Here is an 18,225-nt window from a genome sequence, read left to right on the forward strand (position 1 = left end):
CACTGCTCATCGGCCGAGAGTAAAATTCCGGCCATGCAACGCATCCAGGCCTTCAAGTACAAACTGATGCCGACCGGCGAACAGCAGCGCCAAATGCGCCGCTTCGCTGGCTCGTGTTCTTGTAGGCTTTTTCGAGGTCTTTGAGCGCATGTTGCAGCGGATGGACGGGCGCATCCTTTAGCCAAGCCCTCCCCAAGCAGTTGCGCCACGCCGTCAGATGCCGTGACAGGAGCGCGCCATGTCCGAAGCACTTCGCTACTCGCTTTGCCGATTCTTCATCGCCTGCTGCCTGGGTGTCGCAGCTTGCGGAGGGGGCGGGGGAGACGGGGGCGGTGACGGCAGCACCGGCGCGGGCACCGGCACGCTGACGCTCTCCATCTCCGGCCTGCCATCCGGGACGTCGGCGGCCATCACGGTATTGGGGCCCGGCCAGTTCCGCCAGACCGTGACCCAGTCGACCACGCTGTCCAACCTGGCTGCTGGCAGCTATACCGTCAGTGCCGCCAGCGTGCTGACTGGCAGCACGCTCCTCAAGCCGCAGCCGCCTTCGCAGACCGTGGCGGTGACCGCGGGCGGCCGTGCTTTGGCAAGCGTGGAATACGGCTCACCGGAAACAGTGCAGTTGTCGCTGACGCAGGTTGCCGGCGGGTTATCCGAGCCCATCTTCCTGACCGCGCCCCCCGGCGATCCGCGCCTGTTCGTGGTCGAGCGGGCCGGCCGTATCCGGATCGTGCGCAACGGCGCATTGGTCGCTACGCCGTTCCTCAATATCGCCGCGCTGACGACGACCGATGGCGAGCGCGGGCTGCTGTCGATGGCGTTCGATCCCAACTATGGGGCCAACGGCCGCTTCTACGTCTATTACACCGACACCAATGGGGCCATCACCATCGCCCGCTACAAGGTATCGGCCGCGAATCCGGATATCGCCGAGGCATCCGGCACCGTGCTGCTGTCGATCCCGCACGGCACCTTCTCCAACCATAATGGCGGCCAGCTCGCGTTCGGCCCGGACGGCATGCTCTATATCGGCACGGGCGACGGCGGTGGCGGTGGCGATCCGTCGGGCAACGCCCAGAACCCGGGAATGCTGCTCGGCAAGATGCTGCGCATCGACGTCAGCGGCGCATCCGGCTACGGCTTGCCTGCCGGCAATCCCTTCGTCGGCCAGTCCGGCAGCCGTGGCGAAATCTGGGCTCTCGGCCTGCGCAATCCGTGGCGGTTCACGTTCGACGCCGGCTTGCTGTATATCGCCGATGTCGGCGAGGACCAGCGCGAGGAAGTCGACGTGGCGCCGGCCACCAGCGCTGGCCTGAACTACGGCTGGAACCGGACCGAGGGCACCGCCTGCGTGGGTGCGGCCACTTGCGACAAGACCGGGCTGACCATGCCGGTGTTCGAATACGGCCACGAAGCGGGCGCTTGTGCCATCGTCGGCGGCTATGTGTACCGGGGCAGTGCCAACCCGGTGCTGCATGGGCGGTACTTCTATTCCGACCTTTGCACGGGCAAGCTGCTGAGCTTCATGTATCGCGACGGGGTTGTCGCAGAACAGGTCGACTGGAACGTCACGATCCCGGGCAGTGTGTTCTCCTTTGGCGTGGATGACGCGCAGGCGCTGTACGTGCTGGCCGATCCGGGCACGTCGGCGACGAGCGGGCGGGTGTATCGGATCGATGTGTCGGGCGGCACGCCTTAACGGCGGGGCGCAGGAGCACTGCGCTTCGGGCAGGGGCTCCTGGCCGTTGAACCGCCGCGGACGTGCTGCTATGGCACTTTCCTGCACGCGCCCCTCATTGCTGCACGTGCATCACAGCAAATCGGCCAACCGCTGCCGGCATAGGCTCACGAACTGCTGTGCCGCCGTCGACTGGCCTTGTGCCGGATGGAATGCCAGGATTGCGCGGAATCGAACGGGAGCGGTGAGCGGTACGCTGCGCAGCCCGAGCGCTACGTAGCTACGGGCCACCAATGGATTGGTGATCGCAAGGCCAGCACCGGCCAGGGTCAGTGAGCACTGCGTGTGGCTGTACGGCGTTGTCGCCACGAAACGCGGCTCGATGCCGGACTCGGAAAAGCACGCTTCCAGCCGGCGTTGCGCAGGATCCGAAGCGTCCAGGCCGATCAACGGAACCTCGATCAGATCCTCGATGCCGACTTTCGCGCGCGCCGCGAAAGGATGCGTCGCGGGAGCGACGCAAACCGCCTGCACTGCGTAGAACTCGGACGCGGTCAGGCCGCTGGTGTCCGCCTCGTCGCCCATGAACGCGATGTCGAGTTCGCGCTGAAGCAGGCGCTCGCGCAAGCCCCTGGAGCTGTCGACCTCCAGCTGGCAGCGAACGCGGGGGTGGTTGTGGATGAAGTCCGCCACCGATGACGGCATCACGCTGGAGGCCATGGCGTGCAAGGCGCCGACGCGCAGGACCGTATCTTCATAGGAACGCAGCTGATCAATTTTGCGCTGCACGGCGTCGAGGCCGACATAGACGCGCTCGACCTCGTCGATCAAGGACGCCGCCTCGGGCGTGGGCACCATACGCCCTTTGCTTCGGTCGAACAGCCTTAACCGCGCTGCCTGTTCAAGCTGCAGCACGATCTGTGTCACGGCGGGCTGGCTGATGTGCAGGGCTTCGGCGGCCCGGCGTGCCGATCCCAGGCGCATGACCATGCGAAACACCTCGATTTGCCGGGCGCTGATCACGATGTCGGTGGCTGTCCCCATACCCAATCCTATAAGTTTTGCTTAATTCGATAATCGGAATGCCTGCGCTGCCCGGGCGTGACATCACATAGACTCGGGTCATGACCACTTGGGCTTTTATCATGCGCGCCAGCCGCTATCCGCATCCGACCGAAGCGCTTGTCAATCCGGCGATGCATGCCCTGCAATGCATTACCTGCCACGCTCAATATCCAGTCAGCGACATGCCGGAAGGGTGCCCGAACTGCGCAAGCGCCGGCCGGCCCAGCAGTCTCGAAGTTGCCTACCAGCCCCACGCACTGGATTTTGCACCAAGAAGCGGAAGTTATACATGGGGGCATTGGCAGCCGTACCTGGAAGGTGTGTCTTTGGGGGAGGGCACCACGCCATGCGTACCGGTGCCAACCCTGGCGTCGCTGGCGGACGTGGCGTCCGTCTGGATCAAAAATGAAGGCGCAAATCCGACCGGCTCGCACAAGGATCGCATGTCGGCGCAGGCCGTAAGCCGGGCGCTGGATATCGGCGCGAGCGAGGTGGTGCTGGCGTCTAGCGGCAACGCCGCAGTCTCGGCCGCGGCCTATTGCGCCGCCGCGGGACTGGACTGCGAAGTCGCGACCTACCAGGCGCTTCCGTCCGTTTTCGATGCCGCGTTGCGTTATTACGGTGCGCGGCGTGTCATCTGCGACAACGGTCACGCGCGATGGGCGCATGTCCGCCGCCGCGTCAGGGAAGAGGGAGCCTTTGCTCTGACCAACTACAGCGTGCCCGCGGTGGGTAGCCCGGTATTTGGTGTGGAAGGCTACCGTGCTGTCGCACTGGAGTGGGTGGCGCAAGGATGCCGCCCCGACCATGTCATGGTGCCGACGGCGCGGGGAGATTTGTTGTGGGGCATCTATAGCGCGCTGCGTGACCTGGTCACGCTAGGGCATCTCCCGAAGCTGCCCCGCCTCTGGGCGATCGAGCCGTTCTCGCGGCTGTCGCGCGTGCTGGCGGGCGCGCCGCAGCAGTCGGACTTCCCGGGCACGACCCAGCAATTCTCCACGGCCGGCTCGACCGTGACCGCGCAGCAGGTCCACGCCGTCAGGCAATCGGGCGGCGGCGCGGTTGTCATCGACGACGCGGCAGCACGCGATGGCACCCGCCGTCTCGCTGCGGCCGGATTCTGGGTCGAGCTGTGCGCGGGCGCGGGGTTTGCCGCGACGCAAGCACTGCGCGCCGACGGGCGCATCGCCAGAACGGAAGCAGTCATGCTGATGCTGACTGCACGCGGCGATCGCGATCCGGGACAAGCTTGATTTACAGACAATTTTCGGAGCCACCCATGAACTTGCGTTCTCTGTTGACTGCCGTCACATTCGGCCTCGCGGCTCAGGTACCGTCGGCCCTGGCCGCCTACCCTGAAAAGCCGATCCGATTGATCGTGCCCTGGGCTGCCGGCGGCAGTACCGATGCGCTGGCCCGTGCGGTCGCGCAGCGAATGAGCGAATCGATGGGCCAGCCCGTGGTCGTCGACAATCGTGCCGGCGCCTCCGGCCGCATCGGCGCCGACATCCTGGCAAAGTCGGCTCCCGACGGCTACACGCTGGGCGTCATCGAGCTGGCTCATACCGTGGCGCCGTCAGTGTTCCGCCAGATGCCATACGACGTGTTGCGCGATTTCACGCCGGTTTCACTGCTCGGCGAGGCGCCGCTCATCCTGTTCGCGGACAGCACGCACTATCGCGCTGGCGACGTCCAGCGCTTCCTTGCGGACTCACGCAAGGCAGGAACGCCGCTGCAGCTTGCCACCAGCGGGAACGGCACGATCAGCCATCTGGCCGCCAAGATGCTTGAAGCACAGGCGGGCATCCCGGTCGATGCCGTACCGTACCGGGGCTCGGCGCCCGCGCTGACCGATGTGTCCGCGCAACTGGTCAAAGGCCATTTCGCCACGCTGGCAAGCGGCAGCAGCCTGCTTGGCGGTGGCAAGATCGCGGCCTTGATGGTGACTGGCCCGGTGCGCGTGCCTTCGCTTCCCGGCGTGCCGACCGCAGCCGAAGCCAGGCTGCCGGGAATGCAGGTCAGCCAATGGTGGGCCCTGGTGGCTCCCGCGCGGGCACCGTCTGCCGTTGTGAGCAGGCTTGCGGACGAAGTCCGCGCGGCATTGGCGAATCCGCAGACCAAGGCACGGCTCGACAGCCAGGGTATCGACCTCAAGGCGTCCTCGCCTGCTCAACTCGGAGACCGGCTGCGCGCAGAGACGGATCGCTGGGCGAATCTGGCTAAGCAGGCTGGCATTCAACCCGAATGACTAGACCTGGACAAGCGCCTGGATCCTGGCATGGGGAGTCTATATCGGCCCGCGTCGTGACCGCCACAACATGACGGCTGGCCCAGTTGCTGAAAATGCCTGCTCTGGGAGCGGTGAAAACCCCGGCATCTTCTCGACTTCGTTCCCAACTGGATCGACGTATCCGACCGGTAATACGCCAGGCAGGTGAAATGACGGGCCATACCCGCGTTGGCTGCGGCTGAGCATGGTGCCCTTACAATGCCGATGGTTCAGATCGACTGGTAAGTGCAAACAGGTGTCATGCAAAGCAAGAGCAAAGCAACTCTCATCGGGCTCATCGCGATTCTGTTATGGAGCTCGATTGTCGGCCTGATTCGCGGTGTCAGCGAAAACCTTGGGGCAACCGGTGGGGCGGCAATGATCTATACCGTCGCCTCGGCCCTGCTCTTGCTGACAGTCGGTTTCGTCAGAATGCAGGATTTTCCCCGGCGCTATCTGGTTTGGGGAAGCATTCTGTTCGTTTCCTACGAGCTGTGTCTTTCCTTGTCCATTGGCTACGCGAACAGCAGCAGGCAAGCCATTGAGGTGGGGATGGTCAACTACTTGTGGCCGAGCTTCACCATGCTGTGTGCCATCGCATTCAACAAGCAGAAGACCAACTTGCTGATCATTCCCGGCTTCCTGATCGCCATTCTCGGGATCTGCTGGGTGCTTGGCGGGGATCAGGGCTTGGACTTGGCAGGGATGGCGGGGAACATCCAGGACAATCCGCTCAGCTATGGGCTGGCCTTCCTTGGTGCCCTGATCTGGGCGGCATATTGCACTGTGACCAACCGGATTGCCGAAGGCAGGAATGGCATCACGCTGTTCTTCATGCTGACAGCGCTGGCGCTGTGGATCAAGTATTCCGCCACAGAGAGCGGGTCGATGGAATTCAGCTATCAGGCAGTGATTTATCTTGCGTTGGCCGCCTCCGCGATGGGGTTCGGCTATGCGGCCTGGAATGTTGGCATCCTGCATGGCAATGTCACGGTCCTTGCTGGCGCTTCCTACTTCATTCCGGTGCTTTCCGCCGCCCTGGCGGCCATGCTCTTGCGTACACCCCTGTCGATCGCCTTCTGGAAGGGCGCATCCATGGTATGTGCCGGGTCGATCCTCTGTTGGCTGGCAACACGTGGGCAACGTTCCAAGGCACCTCCGTCGCCAGAATTACCGCGGTCGCGCCAACGTGTCCAGGAACCGTGAGTGCGCGCGACCGCGCTGTTTGATCAAGCAAGCAGCATCCAACTTATGATTCAGTCGGCCTGATGCCTGACTAGAAGCCAGCGACCAGGGCGTGAGCATTGGCTGGCTCGTCGATACGCAGCACCAGCTTGCTTGCCGCCTTGCCCGACTGCACCAGATCGAGCGCGCGCCCGGCCTGCTCCAGCGGCAGGCATTCGATGCGGGGCGGGCGCAGGCGCCCGCTGCCGAGCAGCGCCGCGATCTCGCGCAGCTGCGCGCCGCTGGGCATCTTGCTGAACGCCACCGCGGTGCGGACGCCGCGCTGCGTGGCTGCGGCAGGATCCGGGCCGTTGTCGCCGCTGACCAGCGTCAGGATGGCGACAAGGATGCCGCCGGGCCTGAGCAGGTCCATGCCGTTCGGCAGGGTGCCGCAGCCAACGGCGTCCAGTACCAGGTCGACGCCAGCCGGCGCCCATGCCTGCATCGCGGCAGCGATGTCGCCGCCACGGTAGTCGATTGCCAGGTCGCACCCGAGCGCCATCAGTTCGTCGCGTCGTGCCGTGCTGCAGGTGGCAGCGACGGTTGCGCCGGCCGCCTTTGCCAGTTGCACCGCAAACGTGCCGACCGCGCCGCCACCGCCATGAACCAGCACCGTCTGGCCTGGCTTGAGTCCGCCTTCGTCGAAGAGTCCGGTCCAGGCGGCCAGCGCCGGGGTCGGGACTGCCGCGGCCTCGGCAAATCCCAGGTTGTCGGGAATCGGCACCACGCAATCCTGGCTGACCGCGACGTACTCGGCATAGGAACCCCATTTGCCTGCGCCGACCGCGGTTTGCGCGAACACGCGCTGTCCCGGGACGAAGTCCTTGACGCCGCTTCCCACCGCTGCCACGACGCCGCTGGCATCGAATCCGATCACGAACGGAAAGCTATATTGCATGAAGTGGCTCAGATAGCCTTCACGGCATTTCCAGTCAGCGGGATTCACGCCGGCACAGGCCACGCGGATCAGGACTTCGCCGGCAGCGGGTTCCGGCGTCGGGAGGTCTCCAAGCCTGAGTACGTCGGGTCCGCCGGTACGGTCAATGACGACAGCGCGCATGCTCTTCTCCATGGGCTTGCTTTGCGGACAGTTCGTGGTTCAAACCGGGATGTGCCCAGGACGGGATCACTGGCGGCGGCAGCATGCCCTGACCATCAAGCGTACGGACGCTCAGTCCGTGCGCCAGCGGGAAGTGCAGGCTATGGGCGATGTGGCCGGTGCGCAGCCGGGCCGGCACGCTGCAGAGTGCAAGCGCCGTTTCCACCAGGTACTCCACTGGCTCGGTCGGATAGCCGTCCGGGATATAGCGCTCGCTGCCTGGCGTGCGGATCGCCGTGCTCGGCGCTACCGAATTGACCGCGATATTGTCGGCCTCCAGTTCTGCCGCCAGGCCCTCGGTGAACCGGTTGATGGCGGCCTTGACCGCGGCGTAGGCCGTGACCCCGCCAGCCCGGTCAAAATCCTGATACGGGCGAGCAGGCGACAGGGCGGTGACGGAGCCCAGGTTCAGGATCCATCCCGCGCCGCGCGTGCGCAGCAGCGGGATCGCTGCGCGGCTGAGCACGAAGGGGATGCGCAGGTAGTGCTCGACCGTCCGGTCGAAGATTTCCAGCGGCATCGATTCGATGCCGCTGTATTCCGCCATGCCGGCATTGTTGACCAGGATGTCGAGACCGCCCGCGGCGCTTGCCGCCTGCGCCACCAGGTCGTCGCGCTGCGCCGGGTCTTCGAGATCCGCCGCCAGCGCGATGGCACTGCCCCCTTGCCGCCTGATCTGGCCAACTGTCTCGGCCAGCGTGCCAGGCTCGTCGTCGGACTCGCCTGCGCGCCGTGCCGTGGCAACCACCAGCGCGCCCTCCGCCGCGAAGCGCTGCGCGATGGCGCGGCCGATGCCGCGGCTGGCGCCGGTCACGAGCGCAATCTTCCCTGTCAGTTTTCCGTGTGCGGTCATGGCGCGTATTCCTCTGTGCGGTTGTGGTTGGCAATCAGGCTTGTCGCGAGCGGGCAGAAGGCATGGGAGATCGCCTGGACTGTCCATTCGGGAAACTCGGGGTCGAACCATCGGTCGACATGGCCCCAATGAAAGGGGTGCATCAGGTATTCGCCCAGCAGGTCGTCCGCGCTGGCGAACTCCTGCTGCCAGACATGGGTCCAGGTGCCGGGCGACAGGGCGCGGGCAAGGCGCCAGTTGCGGATGCCGGGCATGTACTCGGGCATCCGCAGCAGGTCCTGCTCAAGTGCGCGGACCTGCCGGTCCGGCGCTTCAGGCCGGACCCGGAACATCAGCGTGCGCCAGATCCCGTGGCGCAGCTGAGGGGCGCGCAGACCGCCCGAGATCGGGTGATAGGCGACGCTATCCACCTCCGCCATGCCGGCCAGCGCGGTGGCCAGGCCGGTGTCGTGACCGGGCGAGCCGGATGAAGTCGCGTCGAATTGCAGGTCGAGCGTGTAGTCGCCCGCGCCCCAGCTTCCCGCCAGGTTCCGGCCAATCGCCACATGGCGCAGGCCCGGCAGCGTTTCAATCCGCGCAAGCAGGGCTTGCTCCTGTGTGCACGTCCCGGCGCTGAAGCCGGCGTGCAATCGCACCTGTGCTGTCTCAAGCCGCATCGCTATGCTCCTTGCGCCGGGTCAGCGCAGCTGTCGCATCGGCCATCACATGGCGGCGGCGGGCTTCACACAGCGTGCCGACTGTCGACCAGAAGGCTAGGGCCGGAGCATCGATGCTTGCGCGCATGGCGTAGTAAGCCGGCGCATCCGCCACTTGCCACAGCAGCCACAGCGTATTGGGTGCATCTTCCAGCGCCACGGGCGGCGACACCCAGCGCTGCAGCAGTGCCAGGCCCCTGGCGGCGCTGCCGGGCAGGTACTGGCTTTCCAGCAGGCTCAGCACAGTGGGCAGGTGCCCTGGCGCGAGCACGATTTCATCGAGTATGTGGATCACGGTGTGTCTCGCGCGACGCAGGCGTGGCAGCAAAGCTGCGATGCCGGAGCCGGGGGTTTGCGGGAGGGAAGCGCGGTCATGGGTTGTCCCGTATAGCCATGGTGTTTGTGGCATGGCAACCTCCATCGCCCAGGCCGTGCGCAAGCTGCCGCGCGGGTGGAAGTGCCGGGATGATTATGGGAGGCCAGGCCGCACCGGATCCCCACCCGAACGATCAACCATCGCTACCGAAGCAATCACGACCAGCGACCATGAATGCCCACATACCGGGGAATCCCGTACCTGTTCCGCACGGCATGGTGCAGCGCCTGCTGGACGAACTGAAGCGGCAGGGCGTCGAGGTTCCACCTGCCGCCGGCGCATCCGGGCATGCGCCGCCCGCCAGGTTCACCGCGCTCTATCGCGCCGCGATCGAGCGGCTGGAAGCCCTGGTCGCCAAAGGCAACGGCCACCCCCCGATGCGCAAGCAGGAAGTGGACTTGCTGTGCCGTTGCGTCTTGAGCAGCCAGACGCTGAGGGAGGCGATCCGCTGCGCGGCCGACTTCTGCGCGATGCTGTATCCGCGCGCCGGTGCGCTCAGCCTCGGGCAAAGCGCAGGCCAGGCGGTGTTCCGCATGGATTCGCTGCGGCGTGCGAACTCCTCCGCGGCTTGCCTGGTGGATCTGACCGGGCTCTTCTTCTATATGCTGCTGTTCGGCTGGCTGGTCGGCCAGCCGCTACGCCCGACCCACGTCTACCTGGCGCATCCCCGGCGCGAGGACGCCATGCCTTTCCTGGGCTTGTTTCATGCCGCGGTGACGTCCGGGACCCAGACCTACGGATTCGAATTCGATGAGGCCTTGCTCGACCGCCCGGTCGTGCGCCAGGCCGCGGAGCTCGATGCCTTCCTGGAAGACTTTCCTTACCGGCTGATCGGTGCGCCGGTCGAGGTCGTATCACTGAGCCAGCAGGTGCACGGCATCCTGCATGCAGCGCTGGTGCATGGCGCGCGGCTGCCGACGCTGGCTGAGCTGGCCATGCGCTTTGATGTGAGCGAACCGACCCTGCGCCGCCGTCTCGCTGCCGACGGCAGCAGCTACCGGGCGCTGCGCGAACACAGCCTGCAGGAATACGCCGAACAATGCCTGTGCACGACCAACTGGCCGGTAGGAAGAATCGCGGAGCAGCTTGGCTTTGCCAGCGAGGAAGCGTTTCGCCGGGCGTTCCAGCGCTGGACCGGGCATGCGCCGACGCGCTTCAGGCGGGAAAGCAGGGGTGAGGTGGTGAACGGGAGTTGGTGAAGCGGTAATTCCAGCTGTCGGCGATAGAGAACAGGCTGCGCGCGCCCGTTACCTGCGACGCGGCAGACGCACGTCAAACGTGGTCCCTGTCTGGTCGGAGCGCGCCTCGATCGATCCCTGATGGGCCTTGGTAATCTCGCTCACTATATACAGCCCGAGTCCGAGGCCGTCCGCGTTTTTTTGCTCCTGATCCGGGCCTCTCCTCAGCGGGTCAAAAAGGCGCTGCAGCGACAGCGGGTCAATGGCGGGACCACTGTTCCTGACCTCGAGACGGACTTCCGCGTCATGGCCGGTGACTACAACGCGGACCGGCTCGTCCGGCGCGCCGTACCTTATCGCATTGAGCACCAGATTAGAAAGCAGTTGCTGCAGGCGCGGACCGTCCCAAATACCCTGCACGTTGTCCTTCACCTCAAGATCGATGCGGCGGGCCGGATGAGCTGTACGCAACTGGTCCACGGTATCGGCAACCAAGTCAGCCAGATCGACGTCGTCAGGCGTGATGTTGATACCCAAGCCGAGTTTCGTTCGGTTGAAATCGCACAGATCATTCAGAAGAGAATTCATGCGGGAACCGCTTCGAATCAGCCGGGCTGCAGCTTCCGATACCTTCTCCCCCGCGTTCAGCGCCGCCAGATATGAGGCGGTCGTCTGGATGGACTGCAGTGGGCTGCGCATATCGTGCCCAACCATGCCGAGCAACAGGTCGCGAGCCTGCTCTACCTCCGAATGGAAAAAATCCACGGACTCCGCGACTGCCTGGTCGATAGCCTCGTTGAACCGCATTACTTCGTCCAGATCCGGGGCGGCCGACTGACATTCGTCAATCCACAAGCGCAGCACGCTGGCGCGCAGCGCCCGGTACTCAGCGACCAGTTGATTGATGTTGAAGCCACCGCGCGCGCGCATGAGGGCGTGTGTTTGTGCAGCGGTTTCCGGCGCACCGAGTAGCCTGGGGGCCTGCCCCATTGATTTTTCGCGTTGAGCTTCCCTCGTTTGCGGGGTCAACAAATCCTTCGCTACGGCTTGCAGGATCTGCGGTGCGTGGTCACGCAGCGCGAAGGAGTCCATGCCTCTTGCGGCCGGCAGCAGGGTGGTCGCAAATTCCTCCCATGCCGCCACAATGCGCGCAGTGTCCCGCATGATGAAGTCAGCTAGCCGCATGTCTCCTCCTGAAGCAACCGAGCGAGCCCCCGGAAATGCACTCTTGGGAATTTATCTTAGGATAGTTGTCGGCGGTTCCAGTAGCGTTGGATACGGCCTTGAATGACCGATCCGGCACAAACGCCGGTTGACCGGCCATGGGGCGAAAGTGGTCTCCCGCAGGCCCCTGGCAGCCCCGTTCAGCGCCGTTGCAGGCCGCCTGACCTATGCTTCCTGACCGCACGCAGCACCAGGCCCGCAAGCACCGCGACGACCGCCAGGATGCCGACGGCGATGAGAAACGGTAAGGGCCGATCGATTGCCAGGCTTTCCCCGGCCACGACGATACCCAACGCATAGCCCGCTTCGGCGATGGCCATCGCGGCCAGGAATTTGCGGAAGGGGTAATGCATGGAGCCGAACAGATAACCGGGAATTTCCGACGGAACCGCGATACAGAACAGCAGCACCGCCCAGAACTTCATGCGCTGCGACACGTAGTCCTGGTATTTCGCCAGCTTGTCCTCGTAACCACTGCGGGCGAGCAATGGATAGGCCAGGCGGCCGATGCCGAAGGCGGCCACAGCGCCCAGCAGCCAGCCGCCCCAGAGCAGAACAATGGTGAGCGGCTTGCCCCACACCTCGGTGGCCGGCGGCACCAGGACCACGCTCGAGGCGAAGGCGAGCATGGCAGACACGGCCGAGAACAGGAAGAAGACCAGCGCGCCTGCCGCTGGGTGCTGTTCCATCGTCGCCCGCGCCCAATCGATGGCCTGGTCGACGAAGGCCTTGAACGGAGGCGACAGGACGACCAGGCCAATCAGCACCGCCGCGGCGCCGACTGCAAGCCAGAACCAGACGGGGCGCCGATTGGCAGACAATTTGCTCACCATACGAAATTAGAACCGCGGGCCGGGCCAAAGTTTCGAGGCGATTCCCCAAGGCCCGGTCCGCGGCATCCCCGATACGATGCGTTCGGCCCCGCCTCAGTCTTCCAGCTTCAGCCCGGTCTTCTTGACGAAGCTGTGCCAGCGCTCGTATTGCTCGCGCGCATAGCGGTCTACGGTGGGACCATCGGTGGCCATGACCTCGAAGCCGGCCGCGGTCAGCTTTCGTTTGGTTTCCGGGTCCGACAATGCGGTCTGGAAATCTTCCGTCAGTTTCCTGACGACCGCAGGTGGAGTGCCTGCCGGTGCGAAGATGCCGATCCACGAGTAGGCCTCGAAGTCCGGGAACCCGGACTCGATGACGGTTGGAACATCGGGCAGGTCGGGCAGGCGGCGCGCGCCCGTCACGGCCAGCGGCTTGATCTTGTTGGCAGAGATCTGGCCCTTCAGGGCCGCATAGCTCAGCAGCGTGATACTGGACACATTGCCCAGCACTGCCTGGACCGCGGGACCGCCGCCGGCGTAGGGCACGTGCATCAACTCGACCCGAGCCTGCCGCTTCAGGTCCTCGGCCACGAGATGGTTCATCGAGCCAAGCCCGGTGGAGGCGTAGCTGTATTTGGACGGCTCACGCCGCGCAGCGTCGAGGAAGCTGCGCAGGTCCTTGCCAGGAACGGTGGGCGATGCGCCGATCACGAGCGGGAAGCGCACGGCAAACGTGACGCCAGTGAAGTCCTTGAACGTGTCATAGGGGAGCCTGGACTTCGCCACGGGGTTGATCGCATGCGTATCGAAGGCGACCAGCAGGGTATTGCCATCCGGCGCGGAGCGAGCCACGTACTGGGTGGCGACCTGGCTGGCAGCGCCGGGCCGGTTTTCGATGACCACGGGCCGCCCGGCCGCCTCCGCCAGTTTCGGCTGGATGATGCGTGCGGCAATGTCGGTGCTGCCGCCGGGCGGGAAGGTGACCACCAGCTTCAGTGGCGTGGCATTGTCAGGCCCTGCTGCTGCCGTTGTCAGCGGCAGCAGCAGGCAGGCAAGGGCCACCACGCCGGCACCAAGCGCTTTCTGGCGGCCTGGTGCCGCAAGTCGGCTAGACATAGATACCTCTCCCATCGTTGAGCTTTGGTTCGGATCAGATAAGCGTTCTGGACATGGCCTGGATGTCAGCCCATCCACTGGCTCACGGGTGCGGCGGTGTCCTGCAGTTCCTGTGAAATCACGTCGACCAGCGCCGGGCCATCATGCTCCAGCGCCGCGCGGATCGCGGCATCGAGCTGTCCCGGGTCTTCCACGCGCCAGGCCTTGATGCCGAACGCCTCGGCAACGCGCGCGTGGTCGGTGCGGCTGAAATCGACCGAGAAGTAGCGTTGCTCGTAGCCGGCCTTCTGGCTTGCCTTGATCCATCCATATACAGCGTTCGAGAACACGATCATCTTCAGCGGAATCCTGCGTCGCGTCAGTGTTTCCATCTCGCCGCAGGTAAAGCCGAAGCTGCCGTCGCCCATGACCGATACCACGGTCGCACGCGGGCGCCCAACGGCCGCGCCGATCCCGGCCGACATCGAGAAGCCAAGGGCGCCGTGGGCCCGGTTGGTGATGAAATGGCGCCCAGGCTTGCTGGCGTTGTAATACGCGGAGAAATACGGGCAGGGCGTGCCGGGGTCGGCCACCACGATGGCGTCATCCGGCAGCAGCCGGTTGAGCGCATCCACCACGCGCTCCGGCTTGATCGGCACATCGAGCGAGGCCGCCAGCGGTGCGAAGGCGGCAAGCTTGGCGGCACGCGCGGCACCGGCCAGCGCGGCGCCGTCGGCAGCGTCGGACGGGCGGTGGGCCAGGCGGTCGCTCACGGCGGTGTTGAGCGCCTTCAGGGCGAGCAGGGCATCGCCAACCATGGCGACGTCAGTGCGGTAGTTCGCGGCAATCACCATCGGATCCGCATCGAGATGCAGGATTGCGATGTCCCGCGACGGGAAGCGCCAATGCTCGGTGGTGGTCGAGCCGGCGCGGCAACCGATGAACAGCACGGCGTCGGCCTTGGCGACAATCTCGCGCGTGGCCATGATGCCGCCATTGGCACCGACCACGCCGGCATTCAGCGGATGGGTGTCGGCCAGGCTGCCTTGCCCGCTGACGGTGGTGCAGACCGGGGCATTCAGCATGCCGGCCAGCGCTTCCAGTTCTGCGCAGGCGCCAGAGATGACCACGCCACCACCGCAGATGATGACCGGCAGGCGCGCTGCGACCAGCCGCTGCGCTGCCCGTTCGATCTCGGCCGGGTCCGGCGCATAGCGCATGGCAGGGAAGCGGTCGTGGCCAGGCTGCGCCCATACGTCGGCAACATCCACCTCATGCTTCTGCACGTCGTATGGCAAACACAGGTGCGCGGATCCGGGCTTGCCGGTGGTCATGGCGCGGAAGGCGCCGCGCACCGCGCCCGGGATCTGGTCGGCACGGTCGATCGTGGTGTTCCACTTGGTGAGGGGGCGGTACAGCGCTTCCTGGTCGAGTTCGGTCAGGGGGTACTTGCCGCGCGAGCCGACCGACACGTCCGAGGTAATCCCAAGCACAGCCACTGAAGATTCATTGGCCTCGACCAGACCCGGCAGCAAGTAGGTGGCTCCGCCGCCACTGGGCCCCTCGCATACGCCAACCTTGCCGGTTACGCGGGCATAGGCGTCAGCCATGTAGCCGGCGCTGCGCTCATCGCGCGTCAGGATGTGGTCAATGCCATGGTCGAGGCGGGCCATGGCGTCATAGAAGGGCAGGCTGGTATCGCCGCACAGCCCGAAGACGTGCTTTACACCATTCAGTTGAAGCATTCGGACCATGGCTTCAGCGCCGTTCATCTTCGTCATTCCAGGAGTCTCCAAGTCAGTGTCGGGCAAGCGAGATAAGAATACACTGCAGGATACAATTAAGTATACTTAAACTTGAAGGCATGGATGCGTCACCTGGCGGCTCGGCAGCGTCGGGTATGATCGCGGCCAACGAGGAATATCTATGCAAGCAACCAACGGCATGAAGCCGCTGATTTCCGCTGTCAGGCGCAAACGGGGATCCGATGTCATCAGTCGATTGCGCGAGATGGCGATTTCCTACGAGCTCAAGCCCGGCGAACGACTCAATGAGATCGAGCTGGCGGAACGCCTCGGCGTGAGCAGGACGCCAGTGCGCGAAGCGCTGACCCGCCTTGCCACCGAGGGCTTCCTGGTGGAGTCCAGCCGCGGCTATGTGCGCCGGCCGCTCGATATCCAGGAAATGCTGGACCTATACGAAGCACGCGTAACGATCGAGCGCGATTGCCTGCGCCTGGCGTTCGAGCGGGCCTCGGCTGAGAGCATCGAGGAGCTTGCGCGATACCTCGAGCACAGCAAGTCGGTGCCCGCAAATACCCCGATCCCGCAACTGGTGGAACTGGACGAAGGCTTTCACCTGCGCATTGCCGCCATGGCGGGCAACGCCGAACTCAAGCGGATGCTGGTCAGCCTGAACGAACGCATCCGGTTTATCCGCTGGATCGACATGGAGAATATCGGGCGCGATTCCACCCAGAGCGAACACGCTGAAATCGTTCACGCCTTGCAGGCGCACGACTGGGAGAAGGGAGAAAAATGCCTGACTTCGCATATTGCCTTGCGGCGCGAGCAGATTGTCGAGGCCATTGCGAAAGGCCTCACCAGGATCTACCTGGCGGAACAGCGCTAGCGGCCAGCCAATGCCGCCCCATCGGGCAGCCTAAGCTGTCTGGGCCGGTGCGGTCAGGCTCCCGCCATCGTTTCCGCACTGACTTCCCATCCTGCGTCTATGCCACCGGGCAGCATCTGGCCGCGGTCCTCGCCAACCTCGGCATCAGTCAGCTGATTCAGCTTTTCGTTCATGGCGACCAGTAGTTCCCGTTGCTTTTCGCCTGCCGCCAGGTTGTTCATCTCGAAGGGATCGGCCTGCAGATCGTACAGCTCCACGTCGTTGAACCGGTAGAGCTCCTCCAGGGTCTTCGGCTTGTTATGCTGCCTGGGAGAAAAGTACCGTGCAAAGCTATAGCGTCCATCGTAGACCGCACGCACCGCGCCGCGCTTCATCAGGTCCGGGCGGATACCGGCCTGCTTGAGCTGGTCGGGCTTGCCACCGCCCTGCAGATGGGCAACAGCCTTGAAAAGATAATCGCCATCCAGGTAGGCCAGCATGTTGTAGCAGAACAGCGCGCCATCGCGAATGGCGTTCGCTTCGGCTGCGTCAGGCTTTGCAAGCAAGCGGGAAAAATCCTTTCCCGGTAATCCCTTGACGATGGCTGCGCGCTTGTCAGTCGCGACGCCAGTCAATGCAACCAAGGTGGGCGCGATGTCCAGATGCGAGGTGACGGCGCGACACTGCTTTCCACCTTGATAGGCGGGATGGGCAATGACCAACGGCACGTTGTTCTGCTCCCGATAGGAGACGGCGCCTTTTGCATGGAGCTGGTGGGCACCGTCCATGTCACCGTGATCCGATGTCAGGATTACGATGGTCTTGTCGGAGAGCCCTGCAGCTTCAAGCTCGGCCAACAGGGCAGCGATATTCCGGTCGACATCCCGCATGCAGTTCAGGTAATAGTTGTGCCGGCGGCGCCAGCGCGCATCTTCATTTGGAATGGCTCCGACCAGGGCGTCATGCGAGCGCAGGAAATCGCGGTGTGCCGCAGGGCGCCCAGGCGCGTCAAGTGCCTGTTTCCGGCTTGCCGGCAGCGTGAATTGCCACTGCTTGCCGTATAGCGGGTCGGCCGGGTCGCGCGCGACATGTGCGAGGCCGCGCATTGCCTGAACCTCGGTGCCGGGCGCGTCGGTGTCGTAGAACATCACGTCGTGCGGGTTGACGAGGTTGACGGCCAGGAACCATGGCCTTCCCTGCGCCGCCAGCTCACGCCCTTTTCCGCGCAGCCAGCTCACACCCATTGCAGCAATCACCCCGTCGTGCAGGTACCCACCGCTGGTGTGGGCAATAATGTCGCCGATTCCGATGTAGTCGGAAAAGCCATAGGCTTCCATTTCCTGAGTGAAGATCTTGGTTGGCGTGCCAAGCTTGTTGACGGTCTCGAATTCCTTGGTGAGGTGCCACTTGCCCTTGTACGCCGTGTAATAGCCGGCGTCACGAAGCATGTCACCGAGCGTCCGTATCTCCGTTGACATGCTGCTAATCCACGGGAAGTTCGTGTTGTCGAACATCCGGGTGTGCTGGATGTGCTGGCCCGTGTAAAGAACTGAGCGGGACGGGGTGCAAACACATGAATTTATGCGGTGATTGACAAAGGTCGTACCGCGCTTCATCAAGCGATCATGTGCAGGCAGGCCATAGCCCTTGGGCAACTCGCCAGGTCGGAAGTAGCGCTCCTGGTCAACGAGGATAAACAGGATGTTGTACGGTCCCGAAGGCAGGCTCCCAGCGGCCTGGGCCGCGTCGCTTGCCCCCGCTGGCGCATCCTTGGCATCCGCGCCTGCGCCAAGACCCAGGGCGATGGCCCCAACCCCGGTAGTCAGGAGGAAATCGCGCCGCGTCAATGTGCCGCCAGGCTTGTTGTCGTTGCTCATTGGCTTCTCCCTGCCTGTTCGCGCGGCCCATGGCGGGTGGACGCTGTGCTGCCGCAGGCCCGCCCAGGCATGCGTAAGACAGTCTAGCAAGCACATTTTCTGCCGCCAAGGCAGGGCGCGGCGCCGGCAGGAGGCGATGGTTGGCAACCACACACATTCGCAGTTTCGCG

General features: G+C 64.5%; 16 protein-coding genes and 1 pseudogene. 7 read left to right on the top strand and 10 right to left on the bottom strand.

Features of this window, described 5'->3' with window-relative positions:
* Nucleotides 1-33 precede the first annotated feature (33 nt).
* Nucleotides 34-117, top strand: a pseudogene (locus AC3WLF_RS12910) (helix-turn-helix domain-containing protein); the annotation flags it as partial.
* Between the two features lie 121 nt (nucleotides 118-238).
* The gene (locus tag AC3WLF_RS12915; protein ID WP_492358325.1) at nucleotides 239-1,699 is read left to right on the top strand and encodes a PQQ-dependent sugar dehydrogenase; all 1,461 of its coding nucleotides are present in this window, start codon (nucleotides 239-241) and stop codon (nucleotides 1,697-1,699) included.
* A gap of 111 nt (nucleotides 1,700-1,810) precedes the next feature.
* Here AC3WLF_RS12915 and AC3WLF_RS12920 read toward each other — a convergent pair whose 3' ends face one another.
* The gene (locus AC3WLF_RS12920; protein ID WP_492318075.1) at nucleotides 1,811-2,722 is read right to left on the bottom strand and encodes a LysR family transcriptional regulator; all 912 of its coding nucleotides are present in this window, start codon (nucleotides 2,720-2,722) and stop codon (nucleotides 1,811-1,813) included.
* A 377-nt stretch (nucleotides 2,723-3,099) separates the two neighbouring features.
* Here AC3WLF_RS12920 and AC3WLF_RS12925 point away from each other — a divergent pair, with 377 nt between their 5' ends.
* The 3 genes from AC3WLF_RS12925 to yddG all read left to right on the top strand — a co-directional run bounded on the left by AC3WLF_RS12925 (nucleotide 3,100) and on the right by yddG (nucleotide 6,218).
* Entirely contained in the window at nucleotides 3,100-3,996 is an 897-nt protein-coding gene (locus tag AC3WLF_RS12925) for a pyridoxal-phosphate dependent enzyme (RefSeq protein WP_492358326.1), read from the top strand.
* Nucleotides 3,997-4,022: 26 nt separating this feature from the next.
* A complete protein-coding gene (locus AC3WLF_RS12930; protein WP_492351473.1) occupies nucleotides 4,023-4,991 on the top strand; it encodes a tripartite tricarboxylate transporter substrate binding protein in 969 nt (322 codons plus the stop codon).
* Nucleotides 4,992-5,273: 282 nt separating this feature from the next.
* Complete coding sequence (yddG, locus tag AC3WLF_RS12935; RefSeq protein ID WP_492358327.1) at nucleotides 5,274-6,218, top strand: aromatic amino acid DMT transporter YddG; 945 nt, start codon at nucleotides 5,274-5,276, stop codon at nucleotides 6,216-6,218.
* Nucleotides 6,219-6,288: 70 nt separating this feature from the next.
* Here yddG and AC3WLF_RS12940 read toward each other — a convergent pair whose 3' ends face one another.
* Genes AC3WLF_RS12940 through AC3WLF_RS12955 form a run of 4 tightly spaced genes read right to left on the bottom strand, consistent with a single transcriptional unit; the run spans nucleotide 6,289 to nucleotide 9,178 of the window.
* Nucleotides 6,289-7,296, bottom strand: a complete 1,008-nt coding sequence (locus tag AC3WLF_RS12940; RefSeq protein WP_492358328.1) for an NADP-dependent oxidoreductase — start codon at nucleotides 7,294-7,296, stop codon at nucleotides 6,289-6,291.
* On the bottom strand, nucleotides 7,277-8,188 hold the full coding sequence (locus AC3WLF_RS12945) for an SDR family NAD(P)-dependent oxidoreductase (protein WP_492358329.1): 912 nt from the start codon (nucleotides 8,186-8,188) through the stop codon (nucleotides 7,277-7,279). Before AC3WLF_RS12945 ends, AC3WLF_RS12940 begins: the two co-directional genes overlap by 20 nt.
* Nucleotides 8,185-8,844: a Dabb family protein gene (locus AC3WLF_RS12950; RefSeq protein ID WP_492358330.1), complete on the bottom strand. Its 660-nt coding sequence runs from the start codon at nucleotides 8,842-8,844 to the stop codon at nucleotides 8,185-8,187. The genes AC3WLF_RS12945 and AC3WLF_RS12950 overlap by 4 nt, the downstream gene beginning before the upstream one ends.
* Nucleotides 8,834-9,178, bottom strand: a complete 345-nt coding sequence (locus AC3WLF_RS12955) for a hypothetical protein (protein WP_492318068.1) — start codon at nucleotides 9,176-9,178, stop codon at nucleotides 8,834-8,836. The genes AC3WLF_RS12950 and AC3WLF_RS12955 overlap by 11 nt, the downstream gene beginning before the upstream one ends.
* A 251-nt stretch (nucleotides 9,179-9,429) precedes the next feature.
* Between AC3WLF_RS12955 and AC3WLF_RS12960 the strand changes: the two genes are divergently transcribed.
* Nucleotides 9,430-10,458, top strand: coding sequence for an AraC family transcriptional regulator (locus AC3WLF_RS12960; RefSeq protein WP_492340469.1), 1,029 nt, complete (start codon nucleotides 9,430-9,432; stop codon nucleotides 10,456-10,458).
* 48 nt (nucleotides 10,459-10,506) lie between these two features.
* Here the strand turns inward: AC3WLF_RS12960 and AC3WLF_RS12965 are convergent, their stop codons facing one another.
* From AC3WLF_RS12965 to AC3WLF_RS12980, 4 genes are all read right to left on the bottom strand, one after another.
* A complete protein-coding gene (locus AC3WLF_RS12965; RefSeq protein ID WP_492356321.1) occupies nucleotides 10,507-11,622 on the bottom strand; it encodes a sensor histidine kinase in 1,116 nt (371 codons plus the stop codon).
* A 179-nt stretch (nucleotides 11,623-11,801) separates the two neighbouring features.
* A complete protein-coding gene (locus tag AC3WLF_RS12970) occupies nucleotides 11,802-12,494 on the bottom strand; it encodes a TVP38/TMEM64 family protein (protein ID WP_492351478.1) in 693 nt (230 codons plus the stop codon).
* A 93-nt stretch (nucleotides 12,495-12,587) separates the two neighbouring features.
* Nucleotides 12,588-13,589, bottom strand: a complete 1,002-nt coding sequence (locus AC3WLF_RS12975) for a tripartite tricarboxylate transporter substrate binding protein (protein ID WP_492351479.1) — start codon at nucleotides 13,587-13,589, stop codon at nucleotides 12,588-12,590.
* A gap of 65 nt (nucleotides 13,590-13,654) precedes the next feature.
* Complete coding sequence (locus tag AC3WLF_RS12980; RefSeq protein ID WP_492358331.1) at nucleotides 13,655-15,349, bottom strand: thiamine pyrophosphate-binding protein; 1,695 nt, start codon at nucleotides 15,347-15,349, stop codon at nucleotides 13,655-13,657.
* Nucleotides 15,350-15,512: 163 nt separating this feature from the next.
* On the opposite strand from AC3WLF_RS12980, the gene AC3WLF_RS12985 reads away from it, so the two are divergent.
* Nucleotides 15,513-16,199, top strand: a complete 687-nt coding sequence (locus AC3WLF_RS12985; RefSeq protein WP_037025720.1) for a GntR family transcriptional regulator — start codon at nucleotides 15,513-15,515, stop codon at nucleotides 16,197-16,199.
* A gap of 53 nt (nucleotides 16,200-16,252) precedes the next feature.
* Here the strand turns inward: AC3WLF_RS12985 and AC3WLF_RS12990 are convergent, their stop codons facing one another.
* The gene (locus AC3WLF_RS12990) at nucleotides 16,253-18,055 is read right to left on the bottom strand and encodes a sulfatase family protein (RefSeq protein ID WP_492351480.1); all 1,803 of its coding nucleotides are present in this window, start codon (nucleotides 18,053-18,055) and stop codon (nucleotides 16,253-16,255) included.
* Nucleotides 18,056-18,225 lie beyond the last annotated feature (170 nt).

The sequence above is a fragment of the Cupriavidus sp. FW306-01-F10A genome (genome assembly GCF_058782785.1).